This window comes from Pseudomonas sp. CCI1.1, assembly GCF_034348165.1.
GTDB lineage: Bacteria > Pseudomonadota > Gammaproteobacteria > Pseudomonadales > Pseudomonadaceae > Aquipseudomonas > Aquipseudomonas paracarnis.
This window is the reverse complement of the sequence record NZ_CP133780.1, coordinates 6,500,970-6,515,417: the sequence shown is the minus strand read 5'-3', so window position 1 is coordinate 6,515,417 and position 14,448 is coordinate 6,500,970. Positions and strand designations below refer to the sequence as shown.

16 protein-coding genes, 1 tRNA gene and 1 pseudogene are annotated in these 14,448 nt (G+C 52.1%); 11 read left to right on the top strand and 7 right to left on the bottom strand.

The window, feature by feature from the left end; all coding sequences use genetic code 11:
• Positions 1-130 precede the first annotated feature (130 nt).
• Positions 131-1,357, top strand: coding sequence for an MFS transporter (locus tag RHM69_RS29770; protein ID WP_014717445.1), 1,227 nt, complete (start codon positions 131-133; stop codon positions 1,355-1,357).
• A 73-nt stretch (positions 1,358-1,430) separates the two neighbouring features.
• On the opposite strand, the gene RHM69_RS29765 is transcribed toward RHM69_RS29770, so the two are convergent.
• Positions 1,431-1,685: a DUF6124 family protein gene (locus RHM69_RS29765; protein WP_198862747.1), complete on the bottom strand. Its 255-nt coding sequence runs from the start codon at positions 1,683-1,685 to the stop codon at positions 1,431-1,433.
• Between the two features lie 406 nt (positions 1,686-2,091).
• Between RHM69_RS29765 and RHM69_RS29760 the strand changes: the two genes are divergently transcribed.
• The 6 genes and pseudogenes from RHM69_RS29760 (at position 2,092) to RHM69_RS29735 (ending at position 8,694) form a co-directional block, all read left to right on the top strand.
• The gene (locus tag RHM69_RS29760; RefSeq protein WP_014717442.1) at positions 2,092-2,331 is read left to right on the top strand and encodes a type II toxin-antitoxin system RelB/DinJ family antitoxin; all 240 of its coding nucleotides are present in this window, start codon (positions 2,092-2,094) and stop codon (positions 2,329-2,331) included.
• Positions 2,321-2,614: pseudogene (locus tag RHM69_RS29755) on the top strand (type II toxin-antitoxin system RelE family toxin). Before RHM69_RS29760 ends, RHM69_RS29755 begins: the two are co-directional and overlap by 11 nt.
• Before the next feature lie 220 nt (positions 2,615-2,834).
• Positions 2,835-4,379, top strand: coding sequence for a tyrosine-type recombinase/integrase (locus RHM69_RS29750; protein WP_322255436.1), 1,545 nt, complete (start codon positions 2,835-2,837; stop codon positions 4,377-4,379).
• 1,139 nt (positions 4,380-5,518) lie between these two features.
• Positions 5,519-6,763: a primase-helicase family protein gene (locus tag RHM69_RS29745; protein WP_322255433.1), complete on the top strand. Its 1,245-nt coding sequence runs from the start codon at positions 5,519-5,521 to the stop codon at positions 6,761-6,763.
• 335 nt (positions 6,764-7,098) lie between these two features.
• Complete coding sequence (locus tag RHM69_RS29740) at positions 7,099-7,563, top strand: hypothetical protein (RefSeq protein WP_322255431.1); 465 nt, start codon at positions 7,099-7,101, stop codon at positions 7,561-7,563.
• Positions 7,564-7,731: 168 nt separating this feature from the next.
• Positions 7,732-8,694: an IS30-like element ISPpu17 family transposase gene (locus tag RHM69_RS29735; RefSeq protein ID WP_004577240.1), complete on the top strand. Its 963-nt coding sequence runs from the start codon at positions 7,732-7,734 to the stop codon at positions 8,692-8,694.
• 577 nt (positions 8,695-9,271) lie between these two features.
• On the opposite strand, the gene RHM69_RS29730 is transcribed toward RHM69_RS29735, so the two are convergent.
• Entirely contained in the window at positions 9,272-9,850 is a 579-nt protein-coding gene (locus tag RHM69_RS29730; RefSeq protein ID WP_322255429.1) for a hypothetical protein, read from the bottom strand.
• Positions 9,851-10,066: 216 nt separating this feature from the next.
• On the opposite strand from RHM69_RS29730, the gene RHM69_RS29725 reads away from it, so the two are divergent.
• Positions 10,067-10,615: a recombinase family protein gene (locus RHM69_RS29725; RefSeq protein ID WP_322255427.1), complete on the top strand. Its 549-nt coding sequence runs from the start codon at positions 10,067-10,069 to the stop codon at positions 10,613-10,615.
• Between the two features lie 203 nt (positions 10,616-10,818).
• Here RHM69_RS29725 and RHM69_RS29720 read toward each other — a convergent pair whose 3' ends face one another.
• Positions 10,819-11,133, bottom strand: coding sequence for a hypothetical protein (locus tag RHM69_RS29720; protein ID WP_322255425.1), 315 nt, complete (start codon positions 11,131-11,133; stop codon positions 10,819-10,821).
• 155 nt (positions 11,134-11,288) lie between these two features.
• On the opposite strand from RHM69_RS29720, the gene RHM69_RS31200 reads away from it, so the two are divergent.
• Complete coding sequence (locus tag RHM69_RS31200; RefSeq protein WP_181081086.1) at positions 11,289-11,480, top strand: DUF1508 domain-containing protein; 192 nt, start codon at positions 11,289-11,291, stop codon at positions 11,478-11,480.
• An 88-nt stretch (positions 11,481-11,568) separates the two neighbouring features.
• On the opposite strand, the gene RHM69_RS29715 is transcribed toward RHM69_RS31200, so the two are convergent.
• A tRNA-Ser gene (locus tag RHM69_RS29715) sits at positions 11,569-11,663 on the bottom strand.
• A gap of 218 nt (positions 11,664-11,881) precedes the next feature.
• On the opposite strand from RHM69_RS29715, the gene RHM69_RS29710 reads away from it, so the two are divergent.
• The gene (locus RHM69_RS29710; protein ID WP_282377220.1) at positions 11,882-12,241 is read left to right on the top strand and encodes a hypothetical protein; all 360 of its coding nucleotides are present in this window, start codon (positions 11,882-11,884) and stop codon (positions 12,239-12,241) included.
• Here the strand turns inward: RHM69_RS29710 and RHM69_RS29705 are convergent.
• On the bottom strand, positions 12,233-12,442 hold the full coding sequence (locus RHM69_RS29705; RefSeq protein ID WP_322255423.1) for a hypothetical protein: 210 nt from the start codon (positions 12,440-12,442) through the stop codon (positions 12,233-12,235). The two genes, RHM69_RS29710 and RHM69_RS29705, sit on opposite strands and share 9 nt — an antisense overlap.
• Before the next feature lie 83 nt (positions 12,443-12,525).
• Between RHM69_RS29705 and RHM69_RS29700 the strand changes: the two genes are divergently transcribed.
• Positions 12,526-13,206 (top strand): SOS response-associated peptidase family protein, encoded by a 681-nt coding sequence (locus tag RHM69_RS29700; RefSeq protein ID WP_073844606.1) that lies wholly within the window; start codon positions 12,526-12,528, stop codon positions 13,204-13,206.
• 153 nt (positions 13,207-13,359) lie between these two features.
• Here the strand turns inward: RHM69_RS29700 and RHM69_RS29695 are convergent, their stop codons facing one another.
• Complete coding sequence (locus tag RHM69_RS29695) at positions 13,360-13,887, bottom strand: lysis system i-spanin subunit Rz (RefSeq protein ID WP_322255421.1); 528 nt, start codon at positions 13,885-13,887, stop codon at positions 13,360-13,362.
• Complete coding sequence (locus RHM69_RS29690; protein WP_322255419.1) at positions 13,884-14,417, bottom strand: glycoside hydrolase family 19 protein; 534 nt, start codon at positions 14,415-14,417, stop codon at positions 13,884-13,886. Before RHM69_RS29690 ends, RHM69_RS29695 begins: the two co-directional genes overlap by 4 nt.
• Between the last annotated feature and the right edge of the window lie 31 nt (positions 14,418-14,448).

Sequence of the window (14,448 nt, the reverse complement as noted above, 5' to 3'; positions counted from 1 at the left end):
CATCGATAGCACTGATGATTACTATCGAAACGAGCGCCTGCTCGATTGCCAACACTGATTCCTATAATCGCCCCCAGCTTCCCTCTCCTGCGTCTGACCTCAGGCGACTTTCACCTTGGAATCCCACACCATGCCAAGCGCGAGCCAGGCCTCTAACGGCCTTCCCGAACATAATCAACAAAGCGTCAAACAGCAGTGGCTGGCGATTCTTTCGGTCGCCGTGGGTGCCTTTGCCCTGGTGACCAGTGAATTCCTGCCGGTGGGCGTACTCAACGACGTCGCCAGCGACCTGGGTATCAGTGCCGGTCACGCCGGATTGATGGTCACATTACCCGGCATCATGGCCGCCCTCGCCGCGCCGTTTCTGTCGGTCAGCATTGGCGCCATGGACCGTCGCTACCTGCTGATTGGCCTGACACTGGTGATGATCATCGCCAACTCGGTGGTGGCCTTTGCCACCGATTTCAGCCTACTGCTGTTCGGCCGCGTATTGCTCGGCATCAGCATCGGCGGCTTCTGGGCCACCGCCATTGCCCTCAGCGGGCGGCTGGCGCCCAAAGGCGTGGGGGTTGCGAAAGCCACCTCGATCATCATGATGGGCGTAACCCTGGCCACCGTGTTGGGCGTGCCGGTAGGTACATGGCTCAGCGGCCTGATGGGCTGGCGCATGACCTTCCTGGTCACGGCGTTGGTGGGCATTCCGGTACTGCTGGCGCAGATCTTCCTGCTGCCGCGACTCACCCCGGAGAAAGCCATTCAGATCCGTGACCTGCCGGCTTTGTTTATCAACCCACAAGCACGGGTCGGGTTGATCGCCGTGCTGCTGATCGGTCTCGCACACTTTGCCGCATACACCTATGTCGCACCGTTCTTTAAACACAGCTCCGGCTTCGACGGACCGACGATTGGCTCGCTGTTGTTGCTGTATGGCGTGGCTGGGGTGCTGGGCAATATCTTCGCCGGCTTTGCCGCCAACCGCAGCGTACGCAACACCCTGTTGCTGGTCGCACTGATGATCGGCACCAGCACCGCGCTGTTCCCCTACTTCGCCACCGGCATGACCGGCGCGGCGATGCTGATCGCCCTGTGGGGCTTCGCCTTCGGCGCGTTCCCGGCCTGCGCGAGCATCTGGATGTTCGTCGTGGCGCCCAAGGACGTAGAGCGTGGTATGCCGCTGTTTGTGGCGCTGTTTCAGGTGATCATTGCCCTGGGCTCGTTCTTTGGCGGGCGGATCGTCGATCAGATGGGCAGCTCGGTTTTGTTGAGCCTGGCCACGGTGTTGGTGGGTTTCGGATTTGCGACCGTGCTGGTGTTGGGACGCAAGGTGAGTAATAGCCTGGTGGCGCAGCCAGCCTGACCGGGTTGTAGGCGCGAAAAAGCCTGCTGAGCATTGAGCTCAGCAGGCTTTTTTCGTTTCAGGGAGCAGGTATTTATTTGGCGGTGGGGAAATCATGCTCGAGGACAGCATCCACCAAGGCTTGCGCGTTCTCGATCAATTGAGCCAGGGCCATGATCACGGGCGACTGCGTGCTGACTGGATCTTCGGCGCATTGGTAGGCGGATTGAAGGGCGGATGAGAGGGTTTCGGTGGCGTTTATAAGGGTTTCTTCGGTGCCGACATCATCGGCTACGCAAAAGATTTTGCGTGCATGCCCTTCGGTAGAATCAGCGGTGATCTTATTCATGATGTAACCCCAGCCAACGCAACCCTGCACGAAAACTGCCAAACCTGCACAACGTAAGCACCTGTTTCGGAAAAGCTTGGTAACCAGAATCCCCACCAGGAACCTTGTGTGCATAAGCCTGCAAGCTAGCCTCAAAAGGTCGCCGCCGTGGCGACATACTGTCAAGGGTGCTGATATGCCAACGAGATATCGCGATGCGGTCACTGGTGAATACGTAACAGAGCAAGAGGCGAAGAGAAGACCAAGGGAAACGGTGAAGGAAACCGATAAAAAGCGCCCGGCAAAGCCGACGGCCAAAAAGTAGGATCAACAGATGAGAGCGACTGCCGTATGTCCAGACAAACTTGCCAATGAAACCCGATTGCTCCAATGTAATGACCAACGTCATTACACAAGGAGCTATCCCTTGGCATCTATCAACATCCGTATCGATGACGACCTGAAAGCTCGTGCCTACCTGGAGCTGGAGAAACTTGGTGTCACCCCTTCCGAACTGATACGCCAGGCGTTGCAATATGTTGCCGAACGCGGCCAGTTGCCATTTAAGCCTGTGCTGATGACTGAAGAGGATGAAGCCTTGATGGCGACCGTACGTGAGCGTCTTGCATCGCCTCAACGCGTAAGGGTTTCTTTGGATGACCTATAGCCTTGATTTTGATGCGCGTGCATTGAAAGAATGACAAAAGCTCGGTGACACCCTCCGTCAGCAACTCAAAAAGAAGCTGGTCGAAATCCTGAACAACCCACGTATTGAGGCTAATCGCCTACATCGCCTGCCTGACTGCTACAAGATCAAACTGCGTAGTAGCGGGTACAGGCTGGTGTATCAAGTGATCGATCAGGAAATTACGGTGTTCGTGGTCGCCGTTGATAAACGTGAGCGTGATCAAGCTTATCGCAAAGCGTCTGAGCGCCTTGATCAGCGTTAGGCAGGACTGGAAAATATCCCTGAAGCAGTCGCTGATAAAGACTGGAAATGAAAAAGCCCCGCAGCTTATTCAGCTGCGGGGCTTTTTCTATGTAATGGCGGAGAGATAGGGACTCTCGAAAACCACTCTTCAACCCCAGCAACCACGGCATTACAGGGCTTCAAGCTCGTATAGTAGTAGAAAATAGTAGTAGAATCCGGCTCTCATCCGAGGGCGACTCATGGCAGACCATATTTTCCAAAAGAAAGGCGAATCCACTTGGTATGTACGTCTCGACATTCCTAAAGACGTGCAGTTGGCCTTTGACAATCGCAAGGTGCTAATCCAATCGCTGAAGACAGGCCTACGCTCTGAAGCCATGGAACGCCGCCTAGCTTGGCTCGCTAGGTGGAAAGCAGATATCAACACTGCCAGAGACAGGAAGCTGTCGCAGCGGGATGAATGGAAAGAGAAAGTTCAGGATCTAACGCGGCGGAACCAGAGCAATAAGGAAAAGTGGCTGCCTACCCTATTCATGCCCCGCTCTAAGGATGCCACCACTCCACCCCCTGACATCCTGGCTTACACAGAATCGATAGCTCCCATCCTTCAGGAACTTTATGACGGTGGCATGGAAGGTCCGGTCGAAGCATTTATAGCGACCTACCACGAATACCTAGAGGGTTTGAGCCAAAAACTCACGCCCGGACAAGGCGCTGACCTTGGAGCAAAGATTTCTGACGCTTTCACGAAGCTGCACATGGAAATTACAGCTGAGTATTACGACCTATCGCCGGATGAGCGTCAGGACATGCAGGAGCTTGCCACCGACCCTCAAAGCTATAAGCCCAAATCACCCATCACTCCAGCCCGTGTGCTGAAGCTGAGGGCGTTTCTTGAGAAGGTTGGCAAAGATCCCAAGACCATCGACACCTTAGTGAAGCGCGTAGAGCTATTCAGTGCCTACGTACGTGAGAAAGGGCTACCGATTAGCTTTGACCTCGTGTCTGCATACCTAGATCAGCTAACGGACGCTAAGGGCGTGCCACTCACGTCTAAAACTAAAAAGCAGCACATATGGGCAGGTAACACATTCTGGAAATGGGCCATCAAGTACGATGAAGACTGGCGCCAGCAGTACAAAGGCCAGCCCTCCCCGTTTGAGAAACACGACCTCCCTGTAGTCAAAGGAGAGTCTGTCAGTTGGGCCGTGTTCACTCGCAAGGACGTGGAGCGATTGCATGCTGCTGCCTTGGAGAAGGAAGACAAGCCTCTGGCTGACCTGATTGTTCTAGCAGCCTACACAGGTGCAAGGCTTGAAGAGATAGGTCGAGTCCACCGCGACACCATCACCCTCAAGAATGGCGTACCCATTGCGTTCTCAATTTTAGAGAGCAAAACAGAGGCCGGTGTCCGTGAGGTTCCAATCCATACCGCGATTGCCCCGCTTGTCCAGTCTCTACTAGATGCATCAAAAGACGGATACCTGTTAAAAGGTCGAGCACTCGGGGAAAGCAACAAATACGGTAATCGCCTTGACGCTGTAGGAAAACGCTTTGGACGTTTAAAGACTGCTGCAAAATTTGATAAGTCATTTGTGCTGCACTCAATTCGCAAAACCGCAATCACTGAGGTGCATCGGGCTGGAGCAGATATGTCTGTAATGCCTGCATTGTTTGGTCATGAAACCGGAATGATCACCTTCGACCTGTATTCGGCAGGGCCAAGCCTTGAACAAAAGGCCAAAGTGATTCAGCTACTATCGTATAAATTTGAGCTATCGTGATACTCCCCTCAAAGCACCTTACAAATTGATTCTGGGCTAACCTACCCATAGAATTCAATGGCTAGTTTGGAAAGCTCCAGACCCATTTCTAAAGTAAAGGGGTGGTCGGCTAGTGAAATGAAGTTGTGCAAATAGAACTTTATGACAAGTAATAAGTTGTTACATATATATAACTAAATAGTCTTAATTATTTTTCCAAAAGCTTGCAATTCGAACATAAAGTTTGCTAAAATCTCTCCATAAGAAAATAATTACGAGTTAAGATTTACTTCAGCTTCACCCATCTCGCATACCCCTCGTTAAAAGAACATTCGACTTAGTGGTGTTAGTAGAGTTTCCCCATTGGGTCAGTGTAGGCGGCTATTGTTTTCCTTCTTTACAATAGCGGTCATTTAAAAAACCCTGAGTTTCAAACCACAATTCGCGCTATAGATTTAGTCCGAATGCGGTTTGTTTTGCTTGAAATCCCATATTCTTGAATATTCCAAACAATACCGGAGGGCTTAATAACGCCCATGAAATTGATAAAGCAATGTAAATGGTGTGGGAGTGAAATGCTAACCACACGAAGCTCAAAAGTTCTTTGCAGCCAGAAATGTCATAACTCTTTTCATTATTGGCGACATAAGACATACCCCGGCGAAGGCACAAAGGTAGCCTTTAATGTAATTAATAATCTACTAAAGGAAGGAACACACCCAAACCATAATCATTCAGTTAATAGATCGACAATTGATGTCGAGCAATCACAACCAGAGGAAACCTCATGAAACAGTGCCAAGTATGCCAGCGTGATTTTGAACCAAGCCACAACGGCAATTTTATGTGCAGTAATACGTGCTCTGTGCGTTTATTTTCCGCAAGACAGAAAGTCCGTCTAAGTATCAAGGCGGCTTTGAAGGCCCTTAAAAACCCCGAGGAAGTAAAACAATTTAACCAATCCCTCGAACTACTGATACAAGGAGCGGCCTGACGTATGCGACCACACCTAAATGATAGAGCCGCAAAAGAACTTTTAGAGATTATGAATTATTATGAACACGGCTCGCCGAATCACACTCTTAACGTTTTGATCTCTTCTCTTTACAACTCGTTATTCAAAAACAACCGTCCTAGCCCATTCGATGAGGTATCAATTAATGACCAACGTAGCACCCACTCCCAATAACAGCGCCATCAATGCAGTAAAAGCACGATTTGTTCGAGTTCCATCTAACAACTCTTATCCACGCTTTCGGGATCTGGTTACAGGTATCGATCAAGCCGACGCGGGAATTATTTCTCACTTTTACAAGCAACAGGGTGGAGCGGAGCATAACACTGAGTATCTGCTGGCTTGTTTACCTTGGGCCTATGGTGAAGGCTTTCAGCCAAACGCGGGTTCGATTCTTGCAGGCGGACTTATTAATTTGTGGCAGCCCCCAACAATCAAACCCAGCGGAGCAAAGATTACAAAAGAGCAGGTAGCACCATTCATTGAGTTCTTGGAGCGCTGGTTTCCAATTGATTTGGAGAGACATTACTTCTGCTGGTGGTTATCTCACGCCGTGCGTAAACCCGAGGAACGTATGATTGCAACGCCCGTTCTTCGCTCAGAACACGGAGTCGGTAAGGGATTTTTGGTTGAAACTCTATTGGCTGGTCTGCTTGGTAAATCCTCAGTGGCTGTGTGCGGCCTAAAGGACGTTACGGGCGATTTCAATGATGTCGTGGAATCAAAGACGTGCCTGCTAATAGATGAAGTATACAAGTCGAAAAAAAGCACGACTGATGCACTAAAAAGTTTTCAAGGTAACTCTACCATCCCACTGCATCGTAAACATAAGCCAACAATCACAATTGAAAATTATCTTAATTTTATTATCACCAGTAATGACCATCTACCGCTAGTGCTTGAAAAGGGTGATCGGAGGTTCTGGATTCCTGGCTTTATTCGCCATCGTGAAGATGTGGCGGAAACAGCCTCGTTCCTAAACGAATCACTCAAACCGTGGCTTTTGAACGGTGGGTTTCAACTGGTGCGTGATTACCTAGAGCAGGTGGACTTAGCCAAACACCGTCCGACTGATGCACCTCCTATGACCGTTAGCAAACAGGAGCTTATGGGATTCTCCACGACAGATAAACTCGAAGACGTGCTATCTGCTGTAGCCGAAAGCAATAAAGTTCTGACGGTAAAATGGGTTAAGGCTAACTACGCTGATGAATTCGAGCATTCTCTTTCAGATGTGTCGGTGGCAAACGCACTTTTGAATATGAACTGCAAGCAACGGAAAACCAAATTTCAACGCTTCTATATTACCCCCTTTGGGTTTGAATCCGGTATTACATTAGCTTCAACAGCTAAAGAACTGGAAGCGGCGATGCCATCAGGATCATTCTGATCCCTAATATATGGTAGACAGGGAGACACTAGGGTAGACAACCTGACAACACAGCTGTCTACGCTGTGAAGGTCATTATATATGGCTCTTATAGGTTGGTAGACAGGGAGACACTAGGGCGTAGTCTTTTTTAAATATAGATATAGTAAGTCAAAGAACGAAACGTAGTGTAGTGAATTGACGTAGGCTAAGCGTTAGCGCAGCCGTAAGATGTTCTTCCCGCCTTTGTAAAGGCACATCCACAACTAATAGATTCTGCTCTTGTTAGAGAGCAATCAACGGGCGAACTATTGCCCAAAAACTGCCAATCACGGCAACCACAAAAGGAAATAAAGATGGAAAATACAAAACAACACGTAGCTTTGGGCGCATTCACTTTTCAACAAGAGGTGCTAGATCAACGAATCGAGCACGCGAAGTTCCTCTTCTTGCGATCTTATGCAGCGGTTGATCGCTATAGCCAGCCGGTCCCAATTCTAATGCCAAAGCTGCAAAAGCTCTTCGCTGCTGGCCGAGTGCTTTCGGAGAATCATCCAACTATCACAACAGGGGGGTTCACCGTATTCCTGTTGAAAGAAAATATCCAACAGCTTCTGGAGGACGTTGCCACTGAAACGACGGCTAAATATAACGATGACTTGGTAGTAGAGAAACAAAAGCAGCAGCAAATTCTAGAGGAACAGCTGTACCAAGCTCAAGTTGATAAAGAGACTAAAAAAGCTGCTGATCGTGAAGCCAAGCTACGCGCTGATGCAGCAAAAGAGGCACAAGACTTCTTTGCCAACCTGGGGGCTAAATAATGGTTAAGAAATCTTTGCTATTCCCCGTCACGCGGCAGGACAAGGCGCTCAGCCACGCCTACTTTAACAAGCCCTGAATTCATAGAATAAGCGCAACGCTTGAAACGAGAGGCAGAGAGCCAGCCACCGGTAGAATCCAGGCTCTCACACCGAAGGATTCAAGCGCAGATGACTACGCATTACCGGCAGCTGACTCAGGGACAACGTTACCAGATTGAGGCTGGCTTGAGCGCCGCAGAGAGCCAGGCGAGCATTGCAAAGCGGGTCGGCGTGCATCCCTCGACGATCAGTCGCGAGGTTCGCCGCAACAGCACCCAGAATATCTACAAGGCTGTTTCTGCGGCCCATGAAAGTGATGCTCGTCGAGCGGGTGCGCGCAAGTTTTGCAAGCCGGCGACATGGCTCAGCCATCATCTCCCGGTGTGGCTCAAGCATGGCATGAGTCCGGAGCAGATCGCCCAGCGGTTGAAGCAGGAGCAGCCAAGCCGGGCGGTCAGCCATGAGTGGATTTATCGGTTCATTGCCGCCGAACAGCGCGCCGGTGGTGAGCTTTATACCTATCTGCGACATCGCCGAAAGCGCTACCGGAAACGCTATGGAAGCCACGATCGGCGCGGGCAGCTGCGTAATCGCGTGTCAATCAGTGAACGCCCAGCCGAGGTCGAAAGCCGCGAGCGCCTGGGGGACTGGGAGGGCGATACGGTACATGGACTGGGCGGTAACCTGGTGACCCTGGTTGATCGCAAAAGCGGCTATCTGAGCGCCTATCCGGTCAAGCGCAGAACGCGCCGGCAGGTAACGCGGGCGATCAATCTGATGCTTCAGGGCCATGCCGCTCACACGCTGACGCTGGATAACGGAAGGGAGTTTGCCGGGCATGAACGCATCGCGCTACGGAGCCAGTGCCAGGTCTTTTTTGCAGACCCCTATTCATCCTGGCAACGTGGCACCAATGAAAACACCAACGGTCTGCTCCGCCAGTATTTCCCCAAGGGCAGCGACTTCAGCAAGCTGACCGTCGAAGCCGTCAATCGGACAGTAGCGAGGATCAATCTACGCCCGCGCAAGCGCTTGGGCTGGAAGACGCCGTACGAAGTGCATACAGGGGTGAGCGTTGCACTTATGTGTTGAATTCAGGAGCCTGAACCACCGAAGCCTGAAACTCCTAAACAAATAGAATCGGCAAAGCTGTCAGACGCAGAGTTACAAAGTTACATCGACTTACTTTTGGAAGCTAGCAAGCCTACTGAGAGCGTGGATTACACAATGCAAATCCTGTTGGCGAAATTCCCTCCGCAGACCCAGAAGCAGGAATAGAACAAATTGAAGAGTGGGGGCGTGAGTCCCCCTTCTTCCTTGTAAACCGCTTGTTTGCTAGTTTCTTGACGCCAATTGTTTAGCACGATGCGTTCCCTCGCTAATTTAGTCGCCGAAATTTTTCTTTCCATAGAAAATTCTTTAACTCTTCTACAGCTTCTTAGCCATCTTCCCACATTGGGTGCAACGCGTATTACCTGTGACCGCTATGAATAGCAGGTAGATAATCACCCACGCTAATACTAAGGGGCCTACGAGGAGGTATCCGACCACAATGACAAGTAAGTGAAAGATATGCCCAGCAGCGCCCAACCCTGTTTTCAATCCTATGGTGTTCGCTTGGCAATTCTTACAATGGCACATTACCTGACTCATATTCCGCCCCTACTCTTTATAAATCATTAACTATACGTGCTTTGATGGTCTCAAACTCAGTATCTGAAATCAGTCCCTTTTCCAACATAGCCTTAGCTTTCGTCAAACGGGACAGCGGTTCCTCCATAGGAGTTTTCGCTTCAGGTGCGTGACCGCCAAGGGGACCTAGGATCATCCCTCCAGACTTCGCTCTGTCCTCTTCAATTGAACGTACACGGTTCTTTTCTCGCCACTCCTGCTCCTGCTGCTGACAGAACACATAAAGCGCCCTCGCACTTCTAACCTCTAGGCCTGAAACTCGTTGTGTCCCTCGCCCAATGGTTATTGCTGTAAATACAGCGCCAAAGTATTTTTCTAGTAGATTTTCATTGATCGATGCATCGCGCAGGTCTTGCAAGCGAATGTCAATCATCTGATAGCCGCCTATGAGACGTCTTTTAAAAATGATAAGCCGCATTGAGGTTGTAGCGACGATTACACGGCGATGAACTAAAGCCGCTAGACGCAACTGAACAGAAGAGTGGTTAATCACCTCTCCTTGGAGCAGGAGGCTTTGAAGGGTCTTCAGGGCAGCTTCAACTCTATCTACAGCCATTTCATTCTCTCGAGATTATTCCAATGAAAGCAGACTGCCACTCCAGCCTCTGGCAGGCAAGGAGAACCGGAGCTGTATTCAATAGGCTACACCCTAGCGACCACTTGTCGGTGAATACGATCAAGTCCTTAAAAGTGTATTCAATAGGGTTGCATTGAATATTGAATACGTAGACAATAGCTACATCTAGAGGCAAATGAATACAGGGGAAGGGAAATGGCTAATGTAGGTTACGTCCGGGTTTCATCGGTTGATCAGAACACAGCTCGTCAGTTGGATGGTTTGACGTTAGACGAGACATTCACTGACAAGGTAAGCGGCGCCACCACCGAGCGTCCTGCATTGCAAGAAATGCTGCGTTTCGTTCGCAAGGGTGACACGGTACACGTCCACTCTATTGATAGGCTGGCACGTAGCCTGTCTGACCTCTTAGGCTTGGTAGAGGACTTCACCGCGAAGGGAGTAGCCGTCCAATTCCAGAAAGAGAATTTAAACTTCACTGGGGCTGATGATAAGTATCAGAACCTCATGCTCCAGATGATGGGCGCTGTGGCTGAGTTTGAACGCTCGATGATCAAAGAACGTCAACGCGAAGGTATAGCCAAAGCGAAGATTGCAGGCGTTTACAAAGGCCGGACTAAATCGGTTGATGATGCACAGATACGTGCTGCTGTAGGTAGTGGGTTGAGCTTCAGGAAGACGGCTGAAAGTCTTGGTGTGTCACTGAGTACAGTTCAGCGAGCGATGAAGACCGCTGAAGCATAAGGTTGGATACCCTCTAGAACCGTCTTTACTAGGCGGTTTCAGGCCCTCTGAGGCGTCCTAGCGATTCTTCCCGCTCCGAGTCAGGGGTAGCCAGCGAGCCACCCCAAAGCGACCATATTTGCCGATTTAAAAAGGATGCAAATTCGCTTTTTTATTCGCGTACTAAGCGCATTTCCACCCTCGCTGATTCAGCAGCTTTTTCACTACCTCTTCAACCATTTTTTATAGGTGTAGAAAGCTTTCCCACTGGGCGATAGGAAGCTCGCCGCATAGTCATTCTCCTGGAACACCCGCACCTTCATTCCCGAGCTGATACGGCATTTACCATCACTGACCATCTTGTTCGCTCCGCCCTCATCCCCATCCTGCGCAAAGGCCCCAAATTCGTCTAGCGAGCTTTGGCTAGCGCAGTAGATGTATTCCTTTTTCAACGTGGCGGTGTATTCCACATCACCCCACTGCGCCATAGCTAATCCTGAGAAACCCAGCATTCCGACTGCGACAATTTTCCGAACCATTCCCTACTCCATATTTTTGAGGTGAAGCGTCATGCCTAAAGGGAAGTATAGCATCCCGCCAAGAATTGGGGGGGGGGTGGAACGTTGGTAGAACGGGAATGCTCGCCTACGCTTCACGCTGGACATGGTGTCCACCTGAATAGAAGGAGTAGGAAATGGGAGAGGTTACGTATCCGTGCTACTGGCAGAAAAAAGACAATTCTCGGCAGTGGTACTGGATCTATTACGCTAAGAATGGAGAGGAGATTGCTAGAAGCAGCGAGAGCTATGTGAATCGATCAGACTGCACGCATTCAATCAATCTGATGCAAAACTCCACGGCATCAAAGATCTTCTACACAGAATAATCTGACGGACTGGAGTAGTAGAAACGAGTAGTAGAATCGGAAAACAAAAAGCCCCGTAACTCATTGAATTACAGGGCTTTTCTAATAATGGCGGAGAGATAGGGATTCGAACCCTAGGTACCGGTGAAGGTACAACGGATTTCGAATCCGTTTTCGTTCCGAATGATCATTGGCGCGAATTCCTCAGGACCCCTTCAGGCCCTCACTTTAAACGCACCACGACACAACACCTCTCCACATCTTTTGGGGGAGTGATTCCCCCGAATTTCCCCCTCCCCCGAATTTTACCATTCTCACCTCCAGAGTGCGGCCTGTTCGCGGATCTACAGTTCGTCGGCTGAGATCGCGCCAGGATAAAACCTCGATTACTGTACGCACATACAGTATCCGAGATTCACGCTATGAACGTAGACATGGACACCGAAGATTGGCTAGGCTGCCCCACTCCGCTGGAAATGTACCAGCACCAATGCTCAATCCTTGTAGATGAGCTGGTGGAGACCGAGCGCATGCTGCGTCGAGCGCGGGCGAATATCGCCGGCCTGGTGCAGATGAATGACCTGCTGATGACGGGAAAGGATCAGGCCGAGGCCGCCCTGAAAGCCGCACTGTCCCAAGTTGCTGCCCTGAACCTGGAAACCTCACGCCAGGGCCGCAAGTTAAACGGGCTTGCGATAATCACGGAACAGAGGGACCACCTTCTCAGGGAAAACCAGCGATTGCTGCTTGAGCTTAGCGTTTACAAGCAGCCATTAGCCTAGCTCGTCGGCATAGGCCGCAACTGCTTCCTCAGTCAGCTCTCGCCACTCACCATCGTTGATCAGCCCCTGTTGCTTGAGGTCGTCAGCCAGGGCCAGCCGCGTTTCGTAGCGCTCCTCAGGCGTGGCCGATATGAAGGTTGGATCGTTACGCAGCGCAAACCATGCCTCCATTGCGCTCACCTGATCAATGTTGATCGCCATGACGAATACCTCGAGCCAGTGTCTACAGTGTAGAGATTGGCCGGGGACCGGCTGTTCATCGGGGCCGACGAGCGGAGATGCTTATGTGCGGTAGACTTTCGCAGTACAGGGGAATCCACGACTTCGTTGCAGCGCTGAGTATGCCCAATGCGCTGGCGAACTCCGTGGGCGATCAGCCGATTGAGCGGTACAACGTTGCACCGACAACCGCGGTTGCGCTGCTGCACCTACAGGGCGACCTGCTCCACGCCGACCCGGTACGCTGGGGCTGGCGACCGCACTGGGCAAAGGACCGGGCAGCGCCGATCAATGCCCGCGTGGAGAAGGTAGCCCACGGCCCGTTCTTCCGGGCGATCTGGCCGCACCGGGCGATCACGCCAATCGATAACTGGTTTGAGTGGGTAGACGAAGGTGGGCCCAAGAAGCAGCCGTACCTTATCCGCCGGCGGGATGGTGCCCCGATACTCTGCGCTGCGATTGGCCAGCTACCGGACGCTGATGAAGGACCTGGCGAGCATGATGGCTTCGTGATCATCACCGCCGACAGTGCCGGGGGCATGGTGGACATTCACGACCGCCGCCCGGTGGTGCTTACCCCGGACCTGGCGCGGGAATGGTTGGACCCGGCCACGCCCAAGGAGCGCGCCGAGCAAATGGTCCTGCACCAGGGCGAGCCGTCCGAAGTGTTCGAATGGTTCAAGGTCAGCATGGCCGTGGGTAACGTGCGGAATAAGGGACCAGAAGTGATACGACCTTTAGGTTAATTGTCGTAGAAATACCACATGACAGACGCCACTGTGACGACCCATCCAAGGGTGAGCAGTATTGACAGCCCCGCAAGCCGCTTATCCATGGTGCCCTTCAGTTACCAAAATGATCGAAGTCAGAGCGCACCCGGCAATATTAGCTCAACGCACTCATCGTGCAATTGCGCGGACATAGGCCTGGCACGCGCGCAAGGCGATTATGGCGTTATCCCCGTCGTCGGTGATGGCGACAATTCGTTGCGCATGCGCTGGGTCAAGTTGGGCTCGACGGGCTGCATGAACCACGCCGACGGCGCCGGGGGTGGTAGGCACGTTGCAGCTACTGGCTGGATCCTCGGCAAGTAGGACTGACAGCCGGACATCAGCAGTAGCAAGCTGCTCACGCAGGCGAGCTTGGTTGCGCTGGGCATCGGATAATTCCTTGGTGTGTTGTTGGTCCTGGGTCGCGAGCTGTTGCTCGATGGACAGGCGCTTGTCCTGCTCGGCCTTCTGCTGCCGCCACGCCTCGCTGGTGATGGCGTCGAGCTGAACCTGGTGCGCCGCGCTCTGCGCGGATAGCTGTTCAGACAGCTGCTTGCCCAGACGCCAGCCCTGAACCTCCCAGGTCACGCCGGCGGCAGTGGCCATCAGCAACAGGATCAGTACCGCCAGGCCGGCCAGCTTCTGCACCAGCGTCATGCCAGCACCTTCAGCGCCTTTTCGTACAGCGCCTGGCGGTCGGCCAACCCGTTCACGCCTCCGTTTATGCGCCGAGTGATCTTCACGAACTCCCCTTGATCCGCGAGCGTGTTCAGCCCGCGCGTCGACCAGAACCAGGCCGCCGACATGGCCGCGTGCTGCGGCAACTCCAGCTGCTCCGGCTTGTTGATCAGGTCCAGGCCCAGGGCCTCGCCGCAAGCCTTGTAGTTCGCCCGGCCGGTGACCTGGATAAGACCCCGCCCACGGTACTTGGAGCCGTCACCCTTCTCGGTGTTGCCCAGATCGGCACGACCTTCGTATTTGAGCTGCTGCGCGGTGGGGCCCCAGATCTCCCGCACCCAGCGCAACTGTCCGGACTCATGACCGATCTGCGCAATGAACGCCGCGGCGCGCGCGGTTCCCACGATGCCGTAGTGGTTCATGGCCGTATTCAAAGCAGGAACAAAAACGCCGGCATTGCGGCCGGCGTTCGGGAGGATCTGCAGCAGTTGCTGCTCAGTGATGGGCATGGCTTTCTCCAGTAGCAACAATCGCAAATTT

Excerpts from the sequence above, each read along its gene's own strand:
- RHM69_RS29745 (WP_322255433.1), top strand. The coding sequence starts at position 5,519 with ATGACCAACGTAGCACCCACTCCCAATAACAGCGCCATCAATGCAGTA.
- RHM69_RS29765 (WP_198862747.1), bottom strand. The coding sequence starts at position 1,685 with ATGAATAAGATCACCGCTGATTCTACCGAAGGGCATGCACGCAAAATC.
- RHM69_RS31200 (WP_181081086.1), top strand. The coding sequence starts at position 11,289 with ATGGGAGAGGTTACGTATCCGTGCTACTGGCAGAAAAAAGACAATTCT.
- RHM69_RS29705 (WP_322255423.1), bottom strand. The coding sequence starts at position 12,442 with ATGGCGATCAACATTGATCAGGTGAGCGCAATGGAGGCATGGTTTGCG.
- RHM69_RS29750 (WP_322255436.1), top strand. The coding sequence starts at position 2,835 with ATGGCAGACCATATTTTCCAAAAGAAAGGCGAATCCACTTGGTATGTA.
- RHM69_RS29730 (WP_322255429.1), bottom strand. The coding sequence starts at position 9,850 with ATGGCTGTAGATAGAGTTGAAGCTGCCCTGAAGACCCTTCAAAGCCTC.
- RHM69_RS29710 (WP_282377220.1), top strand. The coding sequence starts at position 11,882 with ATGAACGTAGACATGGACACCGAAGATTGGCTAGGCTGCCCCACTCCG.
- RHM69_RS29695 (WP_322255421.1), bottom strand. The coding sequence starts at position 13,887 with ATGACGCTGGTGCAGAAGCTGGCCGGCCTGGCGGTACTGATCCTGTTG.
- RHM69_RS29700 (WP_073844606.1), top strand. The coding sequence starts at position 12,526 with ATGTGCGGTAGACTTTCGCAGTACAGGGGAATCCACGACTTCGTTGCA.
- RHM69_RS29740 (WP_322255431.1), top strand. The coding sequence starts at position 7,099 with ATGGAAAATACAAAACAACACGTAGCTTTGGGCGCATTCACTTTTCAA.
- RHM69_RS29690 (WP_322255419.1), bottom strand. The coding sequence starts at position 14,417 with ATGCCCATCACTGAGCAGCAACTGCTGCAGATCCTCCCGAACGCCGGC.
- RHM69_RS29725 (WP_322255427.1), top strand. The coding sequence starts at position 10,067 with ATGGCTAATGTAGGTTACGTCCGGGTTTCATCGGTTGATCAGAACACA.
- RHM69_RS29735 (WP_004577240.1), top strand. The coding sequence starts at position 7,732 with ATGACTACGCATTACCGGCAGCTGACTCAGGGACAACGTTACCAGATT.
- RHM69_RS29770 (WP_014717445.1), top strand. The coding sequence starts at position 131 with ATGCCAAGCGCGAGCCAGGCCTCTAACGGCCTTCCCGAACATAATCAA.
- RHM69_RS29720 (WP_322255425.1), bottom strand. The coding sequence starts at position 11,133 with ATGGTTCGGAAAATTGTCGCAGTCGGAATGCTGGGTTTCTCAGGATTA.